Here is a 16,012-nt window from a genome sequence, read left to right as displayed (position 1 = left end):
TTTTTTTGCGTGCTTGGCGATGGGATAATTTCACTTTTTCAGCCAAGCAAAATTAACTCTGATTTTAGAATAGGATAATTATGTTATTTAAAAAAATTCGTGGACTTTTTTCAAACGATCTTTCTATCGACTTAGGTACTGCAAACACGTTAATTTACGTAAAAAGTCAAGGTATTGTCTTAGATGAACCTTCCGTTGTTGCCATTCGACAAGATCGCGTTGGTTCACTAAAAAGCATCGCTGCTGTAGGTAAAGAAGCAAAATTAATGCTTGGACGTACACCCAAAAGCATCGCTGCAATTCGCCCAATGAAAGATGGCGTAATCGCAGATTTCTTTGTTACAGAAAAAATGTTGCAATACTTTATTAAACAAGTTCACAGCGGTAATTTTATGCGTCCAAGCCCTCGTGTACTCGTCTGTGTGCCTGCTGGTGCAACACAAGTAGAACGTCGTGCAATTAAAGAATCCGCAATCGGTGCTGGTGCGCGTGAAGTATATTTAATTGAAGAACCAATGGCAGCTGCAATCGGCGCTAAATTACCTGTTTCTACTGCAGTTGGTTCGATGGTAATTGACATCGGTGGCGGGACAACTGAAGTCGCTGTAATTTCTTTAAACGGTATCGTATATTCTTCTTCAGTTCGTATCGGCGGTGACCGTTTTGATGAAGCGATTATTTCTTATGTTCGCCGTACTTTTGGTTCTGTTATTGGTGAGCCAACAGCAGAACGAATCAAACAAGAAATCGGTACAGCCTACATTCAAGAAGGTGATGAAATTAAAGAAATGGAAGTGCATGGTCATAACCTTGCTGAAGGGGCACCTCGTTCATTCACCTTAACCTCACGCGATGTTTTAGAAGCTATCCAACAGCCATTAAATGGTATTGTTGCGGCTGTTCGAACTGCACTCGAAGAATGTCAACCAGAACACGCTGCTGATATTTTTGAACGAGGTATGGTGTTAACTGGTGGTGGTGCACTATTGCGTAATATTGATACGCTTCTCTCTAAAGAGTCTGGCGTTCCAGTAATTATCGCAGAAGATCCATTAACCTGTGTTGCTCGCGGTGGCGGTGAGGCATTAGAAATGATCGATATGCACGGTGGCGACATTTTTAGTGACGAAATTTAATTTAGAACAAAAATAAAAAGTGCGGTTAAAATGACCGCACTTTTCCTTTTAATCTTTTTATCTCAATGTAGGACGCTTAATGAAGCCTATTTTCGGTAAAGCCCCCCCGCTTGGCATTCGATTATTATTAGCTGTAGCAGCTTCCCTTTCTTTAATCTTAGCTGATGGTCAAACTAATTCAATGACTAAAGCTCGCAGCGCCATGGAAACTGCAGTGGGTGGCCTCTATTATCTTGCCAATAGCCCTCGTACAGTATTAGATGGGGTATCTGATAATTTAGTAGATACCAGTAAATTACAAATCGAAAATAAAGTATTACGCGAACAATTACGTGAAAAAAATGCAGATTTACTTTTACTAGATCAACTCAAAGTCGAGAATCAGCGTTTACGTTTATTATTAAACTCCCCTTTACGCACAGATGAATACAAAAAGATTGCAGAAATTTTAACTGCAGAAACAGATATTTATCGTCAACAAATTGTTATTAACCAAGGGGAAAAAGACGGTGCATATGTAGGCCAGCCTGTAATTGATGAAAAAGGCGTTATTGGTCAAATTATTTCTGTGGGGGAGAACACGAGCCGAGTATTACTCTTAACTGATGTCACCCATTCTATTCCAGTACAAGTTCTACGTAACGATGTTCGCGTCATTGCAAGTGGTACAGGGCATACTGATGAGCTAACTCTTGATAATGTACCTCGTTCTGTGGATATCGAAAAAGGCGACTTACTTGTAACGTCTGGTCTTGGTGGTCGTTTCCTTGAAGGCTATCCAGTAGCTGTTGTACAAAATGTTTCACGCGATGGTTCCAATTACTTTGCAACTGTCAAAGCTAAACCTCTAGCTGCCCTTGAACGCTTACGCTATGTATTGCTGCTTTGGCCAAGCAATTTAGATATGTCTAAAGTAAAATCTATGTCTCCAGAAGAAGTGCGTAATTTAGTGCAAAAACGTTTAGAAAGCCAAGCGAATGAAACTGATTACAAAGTAAAAAAAGCCCCGTTAACAGACGATAATCTTCAAGAAAATAAGGATAAATCAACGGTTGAACCTGAAATTCCGACCGACGCACCGCAAAATGAAGAAGCTGTACCGTCAGAACAACAAGAACATAGGGAAGAAGATTAATGCAAACTCGCTTTATTTTACAATGGCTCACTATTTTGAGTTTCTTTGTGGTGGCATTAGTGCTAGAACTTGCACCCTGGCCGCTTGGTTTTCAAGCATTTAAGCCTGCTTGGTTAGTTCTCGTTTTACTTTACTGGGTTCTGGCTATTCCAAATAAAATCAGTATTGGATGGGCATTTTTATTAGGACTTGTATGGGATTTAATCCTAGGTTCCACATTAGGCATTCATGCTTTAGTCCTTTCTGTGACAATTTATTTTGTGGCAAAAAACTATCTCGTACTCAGAAATTTATCGCTTTGGTTTCAAAGCCTTTTAGTGATTGCGTTTGTGTTTATTGTCAGATTAGCTATTTTCTTAGTCGAATTCTCCCTGCATACCGCATTTTTTAACTGGCAAGAAATCTTTGGGGCTTTAGCGTCGGGAATACTATGGCCATGGGTATTTTTATTAATGCGTAAAATGCGCCGAAAAGTTAAATTACATTAAAAAAGAGAGATAAATATCTCTCTTTTTTTTATGACTTACAAGTATCTAAAAAACTAATTCAACTGATTATTAGCATCCATCAAAGAATCACATTCCCAGCCGATATACTCTCCCGCAAATTGTCCAGCCAGTTTTTCAAACCGTTCTACTTGTTCAAAAATTTCACCATTATCTAATGAAATTTCTTGCTCTAATTTCACCAAGAAATAAGGTTCATCATCTTCATTAAACTGAATAGCTTGTGCGGAATATTGTAATGTCGTAAAAGAATAATCCCCTAAACTAAGTTCATCCATAAAAGGGAACATTTTCTCTTCTTCATCAAAATGAAAACTATGTTCCACCAGATAGGTATCACTTAAATCACGACCTTTATTTTTCAATAAATCAAGCAACTCTTCCGTTGCATTTAACTTAATCTCTAATGATGAAGCGAGCAAAAAGTCAAAATAAGTATCCCAACTTAAATCCTTTTGTACATTAATATCTTTAACAAAATCAATTTGTTGTAAGGTTTCTACTACAAGATTTTCATGCTCACAATAAAAATGCATTTTCGCTTGGGAATTACAAATAAAATGTCCCGCAAAAAATACATTCGGAAGTGCGGTTAATTGCGCCAGAATTTTAAATACACGATTAATTAACTTATCGTATTCAACTTCTGAGGGCAAACCAGTTTCATCATCTGCTTTATAAGCGATTGTGAATTGCACTATTTTATCAAGATCTTTGCCGTGATATTTTTCAACATCTTCAATATTTGCGGTAAACACGGCAGGCATACCATTCACGGTAGAACGATAATTCTGCCAATTTGCCATATCCATTTCGCTTTCCTATTTAAATTCAGCCCAAATCGGTGCGTGATCAGAAGGTTTTTCCATTGCTCGAATATCTAGTGCAATGCCCACATCGACACAGCGTTCAGCCAATTTTGGGCTTACTAAAATATGATCAATTCGTAAACCTCGATTATCATCAAAACCTTTAGAACGGTAATCAAACCACGAGAATTTATCATTTGCTGTTGGGTTCAGCTTACGGAAACTATCTTCTAATCCATAATCATACAAACGTTGATACCACTCTCTTTCTTCTGGTAAGAAAGAACATTTCCCTGTGCGTAACCAACGTTTACGATTTTCATCTCCGATACCAATATCTAAATCACTTGGGCTAATATTCATATCACCCATAATTAAAATAGGATTCGATTTGTCGTGTTCTTTTTCTAAATACTGTTGAAGATCTGCATAAAATTTCTCTTTAGCTGGAAATTTAGTCTCGTGCGCACGGCTTTCCCCTTGAGGAAAATAGCCATTAATTACAGTCAGTAAACCAAATTCAGTTTCAAGATCAACCATAATAATGCGTTTTTGCGCATCTTCATTGTCTGTTGGAAAACCACGACGAACTGCTTTAGGTTCTTGTTTAGTCAATAATGCTACGCCATAGTGACCTTTCTGTCCGTGATGAAATACGTGATAACCTAAATTTTCTGTAATTTCATAAGGAAAAGCCTCATCAGCGACTTTAATTTCTTGCAAGCCGATTACATCTGGCTGATATCTTTCAATAATGGCTTCAAGTTGATGTGGTCGAGCACGTAAACCATTTATATTAAAAGAGATAAATTTCATTTTTGTTCCTATTAAAGAGTAAAATTTTCTTTATTATACAGAGATTTCTATTTTGATAAAAACGGCTTTACCAGATAAGCCTTAATTTGCTCAAACACACTGGATTTAATCCAAAATTGACCTTGAGAGGGTAAACAAGTTACCGAAATAAAATCATTCAAATAATCAAATTCCAATTGGGCAGCATGTAAATAAGTGCGGTCAATTTTTTCAGTGTTTTTAGCATAAAGTCCATCGCCTAAAATCGGACTACCTAAACTTTTCATCGTAACACGTAATTGATGCGTTTTTCCCGTTTGTGGTTTTAAAATAAATAAACGTAAATTAGGCTCACAGCTTACACTTTCAAAACGTGTAATTGCGGGATTTTCTTTTGTTTGACAAAGTTTCCACGCGCAATCTCGAGCTTTCTTCATATCCCCAACAACCAAACCTTGTTTCTTTTTAGGCTTTTGGTTACTTAATGCCAAGTAAGTTTTATGAATTTTGCGTTCAGAAAAAAGTCGTGAAAATTCAGCCGCACTTTCAGCATTCAGCGCCAAAATTAATAGCCCCGACGTCACTTTATCCAAGCGATGAACCAGCCATACTTGAGGCATATTGAGTTGTTTTGCAACAAGTTCTGTTAAACCTTGTTCTTCTTGATCTTTGTGAACACTAATACCTTCAGGCTTATTGATAATAATAAAATCGCTATGTTGATAAACAACCTCGATTTTCATCAGACTTGCTCCTTTTTGTAAATCTTATTTTTACCGAGAACAATATCTTTCACCGAGCTAAGTAATTCCTGTTGAATATGGGAAAGCTTTGGTTTTTCATTTAATTGAAATGCTAATGGGCGACAAAGCTCCATTGCTTTCACGCCTAATCTAGCAGTAAGCAATCCCACACCGATTCCTTGAGCTATACGCGCAGAAAGCTTTGCTGTTACATCTTGAGAAAGCCAATCCATTCCAATATCTTGTGCCACTTCGGTTGCCCCAGCAAAAGCAATATTGACCAATACTATTCTTAACAATCGAATACGCGAAAAATACCCTAATTCAATCCCATAAATGTCAGCAATCTTATTCATTAATCGAAGATTTCTCCACGCAATAAAAAACATATCCACTATAGCAAGTGGACTAATCGTGACAATCACAGCTGATTCAGCAGCCATTTTACTAATCAATTTTTTAGCTTGTGCATCAAAAGTAGACAAAACATTACGACTAAATAAATGAGTAATTTCTTGCGCTGAATAAGCTTCATTTAATTGGTGTTGCCATTGAATTACCGCTGGAGAATCATTTTCCAAACGTAGCGATTTTGCAATATCTAAGCAAAGAACTTTACTTTTTTCTACGTTATGAACGGAAAAAACATCACCATTTTTTACCGTACTTTCCAACCAGAGCTGCTGACTTTGTTGTTGCAATTGCTCACGTTTTTTTAAACGAACTAAACGTCTCCACTCACCAATAATCTCTTTAATACCCAATAAAATGACAATTAAACTGACTAAAGCAAAAGCAAGATAAATCCATTGATGTTGTTGATAGCTATCCCAAATCCACTGCACGGATTGCGCAACTGTCGCTGCACCAAATAAAAGTGCGGTAAATTTTAATAAAGTTTTTCCAAAACCTGATTTTGGTTTCAATGCCTGTTCAAGTTGAGAATCAAGTAATTCCCCTTCCAAGGGTTCATCCAGCTTTGTTTCTACATGATGAAATTCTTGCTTAGGCTGATATTGTTCTTCCTCAACGTTGACTGCATGTTCAAAAATTTGTTTTTCCATTGCCTATTCCAAAAAAATAACCCCACTGAAAAGTGGGGTCACAATGTCAAAATTCAATCATTATTCATCGCTTGAGAAGATAGAAAGTAATCTTAATAAACTCAAGAATAAATTGTAGATTGAAACATAAATATTCACGGTTGCGCGAATGTAATTCGTTTCACCACCATGAATGATATTACTCGTTTCATACAAAATAGTCATTGTAGAGAAGACTACAAATAATGCACTAATTGCGACTGATAACGCAGGAATTTGGAAGAAGAAACTTGCCACCATACCAAGCAATAGCACAATAAATAATGCGAACATTGCGCTTGATAAGAATGACATATCTTTTTTCGTAGTTAACACATAGGCTGAACATGCGAAGAACACAATTGCAGTTCCTGCGAATGCAAGCATAATCAAATCTTCCATTCCACGTGCCACATACATATTTAAAATTGGCCCGATGGTGTATCCCATAAATCCTGTGAACGCAAAGGCTGCCAAAATACCAGCAGGACGATCAGCTAATTTATTTGTTAAGAAAAGTAAGCCATAAAACCCCACTAATAACACAATAATATTTGGATATGGCAAGTTTAAACTCATTGAAATAAACGCAACAACCGCTGAAAATGCCATTGTTAATCCCAATAAAAAATACGTGTTACGCAAAACTTTATGTGTACTGAGTAGTGATTCCTGCTGAGCATCCACAATAAGACGTGATTGCATAAAAGCTCCTTGTAAAATAAGTAAAAAGTCTCCAGTAAAGTAAGGGCTAGGGGTAAAAAAGTCAATGGTATTGATAGAATTAATTTCATCAAAATGAATAAATTATCATCACCTAAACTTAAATCATGAGATTTCTGTTTACATCAATAAAATATTCATTATACTACGCCCATCAATCACGGAGGAATGGTCGAGTGGTTGAAGGCACCGGTCTTGAAAACCGGCGAGGGTTTACGCCCTCCTAGGGTTCGAATCCCTATTCCTCCGCCATAAGAATTAAAAAATCCCTAAGTCGAAAGGCTTAGGGATTTTTACTTTTTATTAGATTATTTGGTTAATCCATTCACCAGTGAAATAACAGCCTGAATATCGCTATCAGACAATTTTCCTTCTTTCACAAATTTGATTTTTCCCATTTTATCTAACACGATAATTGCGCTATCTTTAGGATTTAATCCCCAAGCATTTTTCACCGCACTTTTATCATCTAATACAACTTGGCTATGTGGATTTTGCTGTTTTCCTTTTTGTGCACCATTTTTTACAAACATACCTGTACCAACAATCGCATCATCAGCATTAATAATGGTCGTTGTTTGGTATTTTGCAGGATTAAAATGAGATGCTTTTATAGCATCAATCATTGGCTGATTTTTCTCTTTTGCTGCAGTTCTACCCGCTAAATGATGTACAACACGCACTTTACCCGCTAACCCCGCAGCCCCCCAAGGTTGAAACGCGGTATCTTTTCCAGAAAGTACAATTTCACCATACTCACTCACTTTGACCGATGGTAAAGATTGCTCTAATTGCAAATTGTGAGCCCAAGTTGAGCTACTAAACATCACGCCACAAACTAAGGCAAGAATTTGTTTCTTCATACATTTTCCTCAAAAATTTATCAAATACTTTCACGCTTTGGCGAAAGACATCTTTTTTGCTATACTCGCGCGCCTATTATATGTAATCAAGAAGGAAAACCCAATGGATCAAATGCCTAATTGCCCAAAATGTCAAAGTGAATACGTTTACCACGATTCAATTAATTTTGTTTGCCCTGATTGCGGTAATGAATGGGACAATAATGAAATTCAAGAATCAGATGACGATAAACTAATCGTAAAAGACAGCAATGGGAATTTGCTTGCAGATGGCGACGATGTACTTTTGATTAAAGATTTAAAATTAAAAGGTTCATCAGAAGTATTGAAAAAAGGTACAAAATTCAAAAACATCCGCTTAGTAAATGGCGATCATAACGTCGATTGCGGCAAAATCATGTTGAAATCTGAGTTTTTGAAAAAAGCTTAATCGAAAAAAATGCGGTCTAAATGATCTGACCCCAAAAAGTTAGACTGTTATTTAAAGGATTGTTTTCGATATTGTATTGGACTCAGTCCTTTTAATTTTAGTTTAATCCGTCGATGATTATAGTAATCCAAATAATCCCTGACGGCATCAACTATCTCTTCTCTACTGTAAATTCCAGGCCATAAAAACATTCCGGTTTTAATCGCCCAAAGAAACTTTCCATCGCAACATTATCCAAGAAGCAGCTCCCTTTTCTCGACCTACTTTGAATGATACCATGTTCAGCCAAAATTCGACGATAAATCACCATTTGATACTGACAGCCTTGGGCTGAATGTAAAATGGCACCAAAAGCTTTGTTTAATCCTTTGGCGTTTGGATAATTTCCGTTGTTCGGTTTAGTTCTAAAGTCGGAGCATTCTCAACTCCTTTAAATAAGCTACCTCCGCTTCAAGCTGTAAAATTATCAAACGTAAGCGGTCTTCTTCCGTTTTAGAAGGAGGCATTTGGGCATATTTATTTCATAGAGGGTCGTTCTAATGGATTACAAGGAATCAGCCTATTTATGCTATTTTTTCAATGCGTTTCAACTAGGTTCCAACTAATGTATCTGAGGGAATATTATAAAAATGAGCCGCTTCTCTGATAATCATTTTTCAATTCAGAATAGATTGGAGAAGCTGTAATTTAAATTCGATTGTGTAGTGTTTACCCATAATAAAATCTGCACCTCAATTGTTAGTTTGTTTAATCCAACTCTTGGGGTACAGATCATTTCTTATCTCTTAACTTAAGTTGATACTACATTTCTATATTTGGAAACAACATTTTAATGACGTTCTTAGTCAATCTTCTTGATTTACCTTGATAAGGGAAAATATGCATCATCATCATTGGATTAAAATTAGCTTCAATTACTCCCCAGGAATTTAAGGATGGTTCAGCTTGTTTTGTTAAATCAGGAATAATTAAATCAACCCCGCAAACTTTAGCCCCCATCGCACGAGCAACCCCTACAGCAATCTGTTTATAACTCTCATGCATTTTATCAGTCATATCAATAGAATCACCACCTGTACTGATATTAGAATTAGCACGTAACTGCACAATTTGACCATCCTGAGGTACACTATCAGGTGTTAATCCTTGTTCTTTTAACTGTAATAATTCTATGTCACCTAAAGCGATCTTTTTGAGAGGTGAACGAGAACCATCTCCCCGTAAAGGATCTGCATTTTTTATCTCGACCAATTCACGCACCGTGTTCTTTCCATCACCAATAACATTTGCAGGTACACGCAACAACACTGCAAGCGTTTCATCCCCCAAAACAAAGAAGCGATATTCTGTACCAACTAAATAATCTTCAACCATCACTTCTTTATCTTCGCGAAAAGCAATCTCAATCGCTTTGACAAAATCATCTCTATGTGCCACACCCTGTTTGAAAATTGTGATGCCTAAACCATAATTTGTGGATTTTGGCTTAATAACGACAGCGCGCCCTTCAAATAAAGCATAATGTGCAACAGCTTGTTCAATCGATGTAAATTCCAAGCTTTTTGGTACATTAAAACCAGCCTTTGATAATACTTTCTTCGTCACTACTTTATTTTCCATAATCAATGGAGAGATATATTGATCATGGCTAGTCATATTACCGTTTTTAACATATTCAAAGTGTTCACCAAATTTAAGTGCAAGAAATTGATCATTCTCATCTAGAATTTCAGTTGTAACACCTTTTTGAATCAAATCAAATAGTAAAGCTTGAGTGGAAAGCTCCATATTATCAAATGCAGATAAAGCATAAAAACGTTTAAAAGCTTGAGATTTATATAGCTTCGCAAGTTTTATCCCCAAGGCTTTATAACTTCCCTCCTGCTCAATCGCTTCAAGCAATTTTCCATTTACTGTTAGACTTGGCTCTGCCAATTGCACCAATTTTTCTTCCGAAATTTTAACCGATCTTTCATCTGCATTGATAATTTTCAACATATCAATAATTTGGCGCAATATTGCTTCCCCCTCTTCTCGAAATGCTGTTTGCTCACGAGGATCTTCAAGGGATACTTGATATAATCTTTGTTTACCAAGCTCTACTTCTTTTTGACCACTTGTCTCATCAAGCCATAACATTCCTAATAAGAAAGTATGAATAAATTTTGCATCATCTAGACTGATACCATATGGTTCAAGTGGATTCAAATCAAACAAACGAAATTCTGCATACTGAACGCCTTTTTCTAGCAATTCACGAGCTTTTTTCGAACCTCGTAAACGAACATTAGAATAAAATTCTTTTTCTGCAATCAAATGACCAGATTTAACTTGAAACTCTAATGTTTCTACATAATTTTCAAGGTTATCATGATTCACCACAACATTAGATGAATTAACGTAACCATAGGGACTAGAACGTAAACTACGTACTAACTGCCCCTCTTTCAAAGGAAAATTCAGTACGCCATTTCGAGAAAAATAATTTGCTTCCACTATAGGACTTGCTGCAAGTAAATAAACTAAGATCCACTGATAGCGTAGAAAATTATTAGCCAATTTCATATATAAAGCATTCTGAAAATCTTTAAGATGAACATATTCATCTTGCAACAGGAATACAGCTTTCACAAATTCAGGTGACAACTGGAAATTGTAATGAATTCCACTTACCATTTGCTTGTATTTGCCATATTGTTTAGACAGATGCTCTCGATATTCCACATCTTCCTGTTTATCAAGCTGCGCCTCTTGAATCTCATTTTCTGGTGGTAATCCCGCAGGCATACTAAATGGGAAAATATATTCATTTTCAGGTAAAGAACGCTGCACCACCTCATGAATTGCAGAAAGCCAACGTAGGCTATCTTCCAGTTTAGCATTTGGTGGCGTAATCAACTCAAGCTGACTCTCGGCAAAATCTGTTTGAATATAGGGATGATAAGAACGGTTACCAAATACTCGTGGATGGGGGGTCGTCACAATATTCCCCTTATCGTCAATACGTTGACTTTCCTTTTCTAAACCAAATTGACCCTGCTGAAAAAGTAAACCTAGTTGATATTGTTTAACCCATCGTTGTAATTTCATTATGTCCCCTTTCAAATAAAAACTTTTATTGAAATAATACCATACTAAAAGAGTCCCATTTATGTTGAAATGGAACTGAATAGATAATTTAGTTATATAAAGATTAACTAAATAAACTAAAAGGGCCAAGTTCCTCAAATCACAGAACTCAGCCCTTAAATTATTTTTAATCTTCTATTTAATCCGTTTTCTCATTCGAATATTGATCATTTCGACCACAACAGAGAATCCCATTGCAAAATAGATGTAACCTTTCGGGATGTGAATATCTAAACTTTCTGCAATTAAACTAATTCCCACTAAAACCAAGAAGGCTAAAGCTAGAATTTTCAAGGTTGGATGCGTATCTACGAAATCGCCGATTGGTTTTGCTGCAAACATCATCACGCCAACGGCAATAATAATCGCCAAAATCATAACAGGAAGGTGGCTTGCCATACCTACTGCAGTAATCACGGAATCTAAAGAAAACACAATATCTAGCACTGCAATTTGAATTAATACACCAAGATAACTCACTTTGTTTTTGCTTTCAGATTCATGGTGTTCTTGATGATTGATTGCTTCTTTAATTTCGCCTAAACTTTTTACAATCAGGAATAAACCACCGATTAATAAAATCAAATCACGCCCAGAAATTTCTTGATTAAACACAGTAAATAACGGTGCGGTAAGCTTCATCATCCAAGCAAGTGACATTAAAAGTAAAATTCTTGTCAGCATTGCTAAACCAAGTCCAACAATACGACCAGACTGGCGTTGGCTTTCAGGTAAACGCCCAACTAGGATACTAATAAAAATAATATTATCGACCCCTAAAACGATCTCCAAAGCAGCAAGTGTCGCAAGTGATATCCACGCTTCAGGATCAGTAATCCATTCAAACATAATTTTTCCTATAATAAAGTTAAATAAATCCGAAAGTGCGGATCATAATGGCTTTATGATGAAAAGCAATCGTTATTTACATTTAAGAGATAATTGATTAATCGTTTCTGAGCGTTTCAAAAATCGTTTCGGCAAGTTTAAGGGAAATCCCAGGTACAGAGGCTATTTCATCTAAGGTCGCCTTTTTCACACCTTGTAAACCACCAAGATATTTCAGTAAAGCCTGACGACGTTTAGCGCCCACACCTTCAATGGTTTCTAAACCACTTTGTGTAAAGGCTTTTTGACGTTTTTTACGGTGCCCGCTTATTGCGTGATTATGGCTTTCATCACGGATGTGTTGAATCAAATGCAATGCCAAACTATCATCAGGTAAATGAATTTCGCGGTCTTGTTTGCTGATGATCAGTACTTCCTGCCCTGCTCGACGATCCACACCTTTTGCCACGCCAATTAAGTGCGGTCTATTTTTATCCCATTTTACTTGAAGATGTTGGAATACATTCAATGCACGATTTAATTGCCCTTTTCCACCATCAATAAAAATAATATCGGGAATTTTATCTTCTTCTAAATCACGCTCATAACGTTTCTGCAACGCTTGTTCCATCGCAGCATAATCATCCCCGCCAGTAATCCCTTCAATATTAAAACGACGATAATCAGATTTCATTGGACCTTCTTGATTAAAGACAACACAAGATGCCACCGTTTGATTTCCCATCGTGTGGCTTATATCGAAACATTCCATACGCTTAATTTCAGGAAGATTTAACAGATCACACAACGCTTGATAACGCTCTGACATTCGTGAAGATTGTTTAAGTTGTACATTTAAAGCCGCTTTGGCATTAACTTGTGCGAGCTGTAAATATTTACTCTTATCGCCTTTTACGCTTTCTTGAATCGTCACTTTTCTGCCCGCTTGATCAGTAAGAAGTTGCTCAAGCTCTGATTTTTCAGCTAATTGACGATCGACAATAATGCTATTCGGGATACTTCGTCCTTGATGACCTTGTAAATAAAATTGCCCCACAAAAGTTTCGGTAAGTTCTGATAAATCCGTATTGGCGGGTACTTTTGGGAAGTAACTGCGATTGCCGAGCACTTTTCCTTGACGAATAAACATCACTTGTACACAGGCTAAACCGTGTTGGTAAGCGATGGACATAATATCCATATCATCTAAACGCTCATTGGATACAAATTGTTTTTCAATAACCGAACGCACCGCCTGAATTTGATCGCGATAACGAGCAGCCTGTTCAAAATCTAAATTTCTGCTTGCCTGCTCCATTTTACCGATTAAATAATCTAACACCTGTTGATCTTTGCCTTGTAAAAATAAGCGCGCTAATTCAACTTGCTGATTATATTCTTCATCAGAAACATATCCCTGTACACAAGGTGCGGAACAACGCCCAATTTGATATTGCAAACAAGGACGAGAGCGATTGGAATAAACGGAATTTTCACATTGACGAACAGGGAAAAGTTTTTGCAAAAGCGATAACGTTTCACGCACGGCTCCGGCGTGAGGATAAGGCCCGAAATATTCACCCGCAAATTTTTTAGACCCACGATAGGAAGTGATTCTTGGATGACGTTCTTTGGTTAATAAAATAAATGGATAGGATTTATCATCTCGCAATAACACATTATAACGAGGTTGATAAAGCTTGATAAAATTATGCTCTAGCAGTAAAGCTTCCGTTTCAGATGAAGTTAGCGTGGTGTCAATATGATGAATTGATGCCACCAACGCCTCTGTTTTTTTACTGCTCAGATTTTTACGAAAATAGCTTGAAAGACGTTTTTTTAGATCCTTTGCTTTCCCAACATAAATAACCTGATCTTTATCGTCATACATACGATAAACACCTGGTTCGTGAGAGACATCCGCTAAGAACTTTTTAGCATCAAACATTTTAATTCGCCGCTAAAATTGCCCGCACTTTTTCCAAATCTTCAGCGGTATCCACCCCCACTGCTGGCACTTCTTTCGCAAGTTCCACATGAATGCGTTCGCCGTTATATAACACACGAAGCTGCTCAAGTTTTTCTAGATTTTCAAGTTGAGTCGGTGCCCATTGCACATATTGTTTTATGAAACCCGCACGATACGCGTAAATACCAATATGACGTAAGTAAGCATCCGCAAGCTGTACTTTCTGAACATCCTGTAAATTCATAAACTGATCACGATCGTAAGGAATAACCGAACGAGAAAAATACAGTACATAGCCCTCTTTATCTGTTAACACTTTCACTGCATTTGGATTGAATAATTCCTCAGCATCATGAATTTTTACCGCAAGGCTTGCCATGTTCACGTTAAATTTTGCTAAATTATCTGCCACTTGTCGCACGATAACGGGAGGAATCAAAGGCTCATCCCCTTGAATATTGACAATGATTTCATTGTCAGGAATCGCTAATTTTTCTACAACTTCCGCTAAACGTTCTGTACCAGAATTATGATTAACCGAAGTCATACACACTTCCGCACCAAAACTTTTGGCAACATCAGCCACATTTTCATTATCGGTGGCAATAATCACTCGGCTCGCCCCAGACTGCAACGCTTTCTCAAATACATGTTGAATCATTGGCTTACCCGCAATATCAGCAAGAGGTTTTCCAGGCAAACGACTTGATGCAAAACGAGCGGGGATAATCACAGTAAATGACATAATTTATTCCTTATTCTTTAATATTTCAGCTTTATCGGCAAGTAATCAAAACAACTGGAGATTAATTCTTTCAGCCATTTCTATATTGCGCCACAAGTTTGTCTATTTTGTCCCAAAAGAGCGGTAAATTTTCACTTTGTTTTTCAGCCTCAATAATCTCCGCATCCACAGGGACATACCACCAATTATCTTTGGCAAAAGATTGGCATTTTACGGCATCTTTTTCCGTCATAAAGAGCGGTTGATTTTCAGCAATTTTTTCTAATTGAGACGCTTCAAAATGTTGATGATCTTGAAATGCTTGAGTTTTCTGTAATTGAATCCCTAACTTTTCTAACATAGTAAAAAAACGCTGTGGATTGCCAATCCCTGCAATGGCAAAACCTGATTGAAATTCCTTTAATTGGCGTTTTTCATTGGTTTTTAAATTAATCGCGAAATGAGGCACAAGACGCATAACCGCATCTGAATACTGATTTTGTCCACCATTAGTGATCACAAAATCTACGGATTTTAATCGACTTGGTAATTCACGCAATGGGCCTACAGGCAATACAAAACCATTTCCTAATGCACGCTCAGCGTCCATTACGACAATTTCTAAATCACGCTGTAATTTATAATGCTGTAAACCATCATCAGAAATAATAATATCGCACTCTGCTTGGCTTAAGAGTAATTCAATCGCTTGCTGGCGATTCGGGGAAATCACTACTGGCGCATTGGTTCGTTTCGCGATCAATACTGGCTCATCGCCACCTTCAATTGGATTCGTATTTTCAGTGACAAATAACGGATAAGTTTTAGATTTACTGCCGTAACCACGAGAAATCACACCTACGCGCAAACCTCGTTTTTTTAATTCTTCCACAAGCCAAACAACCACAGGCGTTTTGCCATTTCCACCAACAGACAAATTTCCCACAATTATCACCGGTTTTGGTGCGCGATAAGAAGATTTTATCCCCAAAGAGAATAAGGCGCGACGAAGTTGGCTAATCAACCAAAACAATAAAGAAAAAGGCGATAAGAGCCAAATAAGTTTGGAGTTGGAATACCAGAAGGGCATAGAAAATCCTTTCTAATAAGTGCGGATAAATAACGCGAGTTTTTCAACTC

Annotated in this window: 15 protein-coding genes, 1 tRNA gene and 1 pseudogene; 5 read left to right on the top strand and 12 right to left on the bottom strand. The window is 37.1% G+C overall.

Annotation, left to right across the window (positions count from 1 at the left end; translation table 11 throughout):
• The first annotated feature begins 80 nt into the window (after positions 1 to 80).
• From AAX18_RS07525 to mreD, 3 genes are all read left to right on the top strand, one after another.
• A complete protein-coding gene (locus tag AAX18_RS07525) occupies positions 81 to 1,136 on the top strand; it encodes a rod shape-determining protein (RefSeq protein WP_005629101.1) in 1,056 nt (351 codons plus the stop codon).
• Between the two features lie 79 nt (positions 1,137 to 1,215).
• The gene (mreC, locus tag AAX18_RS07520; protein WP_046953445.1) at positions 1,216 to 2,271 is read left to right on the top strand and encodes a rod shape-determining protein MreC; all 1,056 of its coding nucleotides are present in this window, start codon (positions 1,216 to 1,218) and stop codon (positions 2,269 to 2,271) included.
• Positions 2,271 to 2,759, top strand: coding sequence for a rod shape-determining protein MreD (mreD, locus tag AAX18_RS07515; RefSeq protein WP_046953444.1), 489 nt, complete (start codon positions 2,271 to 2,273; stop codon positions 2,757 to 2,759). Before mreC ends, mreD begins: the two co-directional genes overlap by 1 nt.
• A gap of 53 nt (positions 2,760 to 2,812) precedes the next feature.
• Here mreD and AAX18_RS07510 read toward each other — a convergent pair whose 3' ends face one another.
• Genes AAX18_RS07510 through AAX18_RS07490 form a run of 5 tightly spaced genes read right to left on the bottom strand, consistent with a single transcriptional unit; the run spans position 2,813 to position 6,911 of the window.
• The gene (locus AAX18_RS07510; RefSeq protein WP_046953443.1) at positions 2,813 to 3,589 is read right to left on the bottom strand and encodes a TIGR01619 family protein; all 777 of its coding nucleotides are present in this window, start codon (positions 3,587 to 3,589) and stop codon (positions 2,813 to 2,815) included.
• A gap of 9 nt (positions 3,590 to 3,598) precedes the next feature.
• Positions 3,599 to 4,402 carry an exodeoxyribonuclease III gene (gene xthA / locus AAX18_RS07505; protein ID WP_046953442.1) on the bottom strand — a complete coding sequence of 268 codons (804 nt, stop codon included), beginning with the start codon at positions 4,400 to 4,402 and terminating at the stop codon, positions 3,599 to 3,601.
• Between the two features lie 47 nt (positions 4,403 to 4,449).
• A complete protein-coding gene (locus AAX18_RS07500) occupies positions 4,450 to 5,124 on the bottom strand; it encodes a TIGR01621 family pseudouridine synthase (RefSeq protein WP_046953441.1) in 675 nt (224 codons plus the stop codon).
• The gene (locus AAX18_RS07495) at positions 5,124 to 6,188 is read right to left on the bottom strand and encodes a YcjF family protein (RefSeq protein ID WP_046953440.1); all 1,065 of its coding nucleotides are present in this window, start codon (positions 6,186 to 6,188) and stop codon (positions 5,124 to 5,126) included. Before AAX18_RS07495 ends, AAX18_RS07500 begins: the two co-directional genes overlap by 1 nt.
• A gap of 60 nt (positions 6,189 to 6,248) precedes the next feature.
• The gene (locus AAX18_RS07490) at positions 6,249 to 6,911 is read right to left on the bottom strand and encodes a Bax inhibitor-1/YccA family membrane protein (RefSeq protein WP_005635459.1); all 663 of its coding nucleotides are present in this window, start codon (positions 6,909 to 6,911) and stop codon (positions 6,249 to 6,251) included.
• Between the two features lie 180 nt (positions 6,912 to 7,091).
• Between AAX18_RS07490 and AAX18_RS07485 the strand changes: the two genes are divergently transcribed.
• Positions 7,092 to 7,181, top strand: a tRNA-Ser gene (locus tag AAX18_RS07485).
• 56 nt (positions 7,182 to 7,237) lie between these two features.
• Here AAX18_RS07485 and AAX18_RS07480 read toward each other — a convergent pair.
• Entirely contained in the window at positions 7,238 to 7,792 is a 555-nt protein-coding gene (locus AAX18_RS07480) for a YtfJ family protein (RefSeq protein ID WP_046953439.1), read from the bottom strand.
• 103 nt (positions 7,793 to 7,895) lie between these two features.
• Here AAX18_RS07480 and AAX18_RS07475 point away from each other — a divergent pair, with 103 nt between their 5' ends.
• Complete coding sequence (locus tag AAX18_RS07475; RefSeq protein WP_046953438.1) at positions 7,896 to 8,222, top strand: zinc ribbon domain-containing protein YjdM; 327 nt, start codon at positions 7,896 to 7,898, stop codon at positions 8,220 to 8,222.
• A 47-nt stretch (positions 8,223 to 8,269) separates the two neighbouring features.
• On the opposite strand, the pseudogene AAX18_RS09025 reads toward AAX18_RS07475, so the two are convergent.
• From AAX18_RS09025 to lpxK, 6 genes and pseudogenes are all read right to left on the bottom strand, one after another.
• Positions 8,270 to 8,565 (bottom strand): annotated as a pseudogene (locus AAX18_RS09025) (IS3 family transposase); the annotation flags it as partial.
• A 458-nt stretch (positions 8,566 to 9,023) separates the two neighbouring features.
• The gene (gene gshAB / locus AAX18_RS07465; protein WP_046953437.1) at positions 9,024 to 11,312 is read right to left on the bottom strand and encodes a bifunctional glutamate--cysteine ligase GshA/glutathione synthetase GshB; all 2,289 of its coding nucleotides are present in this window, start codon (positions 11,310 to 11,312) and stop codon (positions 9,024 to 9,026) included.
• Between the two features lie 174 nt (positions 11,313 to 11,486).
• The gene (locus tag AAX18_RS07460; RefSeq protein WP_046953436.1) at positions 11,487 to 12,200 is read right to left on the bottom strand and encodes a TerC family protein; all 714 of its coding nucleotides are present in this window, start codon (positions 12,198 to 12,200) and stop codon (positions 11,487 to 11,489) included.
• 97 nt (positions 12,201 to 12,297) lie between these two features.
• The gene (uvrC, locus tag AAX18_RS07455) at positions 12,298 to 14,127 is read right to left on the bottom strand and encodes an excinuclease ABC subunit UvrC (RefSeq protein ID WP_046953435.1); all 1,830 of its coding nucleotides are present in this window, start codon (positions 14,125 to 14,127) and stop codon (positions 12,298 to 12,300) included.
• A 1-nt stretch (position 14,128) separates the two neighbouring features.
• Positions 14,129 to 14,893 (bottom strand): 3-deoxy-manno-octulosonate cytidylyltransferase, encoded by a 765-nt coding sequence (gene kdsB, locus AAX18_RS07450; protein ID WP_005643449.1) that lies wholly within the window; start codon positions 14,891 to 14,893, stop codon positions 14,129 to 14,131.
• A gap of 70 nt (positions 14,894 to 14,963) precedes the next feature.
• Positions 14,964 to 15,962, bottom strand: a complete 999-nt coding sequence (gene lpxK, locus AAX18_RS07445) for a tetraacyldisaccharide 4'-kinase (RefSeq protein WP_046953434.1) — start codon at positions 15,960 to 15,962, stop codon at positions 14,964 to 14,966.
• Between the last annotated feature and the right edge of the window lie 50 nt (positions 15,963 to 16,012).

The sequence above is a fragment of the Haemophilus haemolyticus genome, assembly GCF_001008205.1.
Taxonomy (GTDB): Bacteria; Pseudomonadota; Gammaproteobacteria; order Enterobacterales; family Pasteurellaceae; genus Haemophilus; species Haemophilus haemolyticus_Q.
The sequence above is the reverse complement of the archived record's forward strand: the minus strand, read 5'-3'. Positions and strand labels throughout refer to the sequence as shown.

Excerpts from the sequence above, each read along its gene's own strand:
- lpxK (WP_046953434.1), bottom strand. The coding sequence starts at position 15,962 with ATGCCCTTCTGGTATTCCAACTCCAAACTTATTTGGCTCTTATCGCCT.
- AAX18_RS07500 (WP_046953441.1), bottom strand. The coding sequence starts at position 5,124 with ATGAAAATCGAGGTTGTTTATCAACATAGCGATTTTATTATTATCAAT.
- xthA (WP_046953442.1), bottom strand. The coding sequence starts at position 4,402 with ATGAAATTTATCTCTTTTAATATAAATGGTTTACGTGCTCGACCACAT.
- AAX18_RS07475 (WP_046953438.1), top strand. The coding sequence starts at position 7,896 with ATGGATCAAATGCCTAATTGCCCAAAATGTCAAAGTGAATACGTTTAC.
- gshAB (WP_046953437.1), bottom strand. The coding sequence starts at position 11,312 with ATGAAATTACAACGATGGGTTAAACAATATCAACTAGGTTTACTTTTT.
- AAX18_RS07460 (WP_046953436.1), bottom strand. The coding sequence starts at position 12,200 with ATGTTTGAATGGATTACTGATCCTGAAGCGTGGATATCACTTGCGACA.
- AAX18_RS07525 (WP_005629101.1), top strand. The coding sequence starts at position 81 with ATGTTATTTAAAAAAATTCGTGGACTTTTTTCAAACGATCTTTCTATC.
- uvrC (WP_046953435.1), bottom strand. The coding sequence starts at position 14,127 with ATGTTTGATGCTAAAAAGTTCTTAGCGGATGTCTCTCACGAACCAGGT.
- mreC (WP_046953445.1), top strand. The coding sequence starts at position 1,216 with ATGAAGCCTATTTTCGGTAAAGCCCCCCCGCTTGGCATTCGATTATTA.
- AAX18_RS07480 (WP_046953439.1), bottom strand. The coding sequence starts at position 7,792 with ATGAAGAAACAAATTCTTGCCTTAGTTTGTGGCGTGATGTTTAGTAGC.
- kdsB (WP_005643449.1), bottom strand. The coding sequence starts at position 14,893 with ATGTCATTTACTGTGATTATCCCCGCTCGTTTTGCATCAAGTCGTTTG.
- AAX18_RS07510 (WP_046953443.1), bottom strand. The coding sequence starts at position 3,589 with ATGGATATGGCAAATTGGCAGAATTATCGTTCTACCGTGAATGGTATG.
- mreD (WP_046953444.1), top strand. The coding sequence starts at position 2,271 with ATGCAAACTCGCTTTATTTTACAATGGCTCACTATTTTGAGTTTCTTT.
- AAX18_RS07490 (WP_005635459.1), bottom strand. The coding sequence starts at position 6,911 with ATGCAATCACGTCTTATTGTGGATGCTCAGCAGGAATCACTACTCAGT.
- AAX18_RS07495 (WP_046953440.1), bottom strand. The coding sequence starts at position 6,188 with ATGGAAAAACAAATTTTTGAACATGCAGTCAACGTTGAGGAAGAACAA.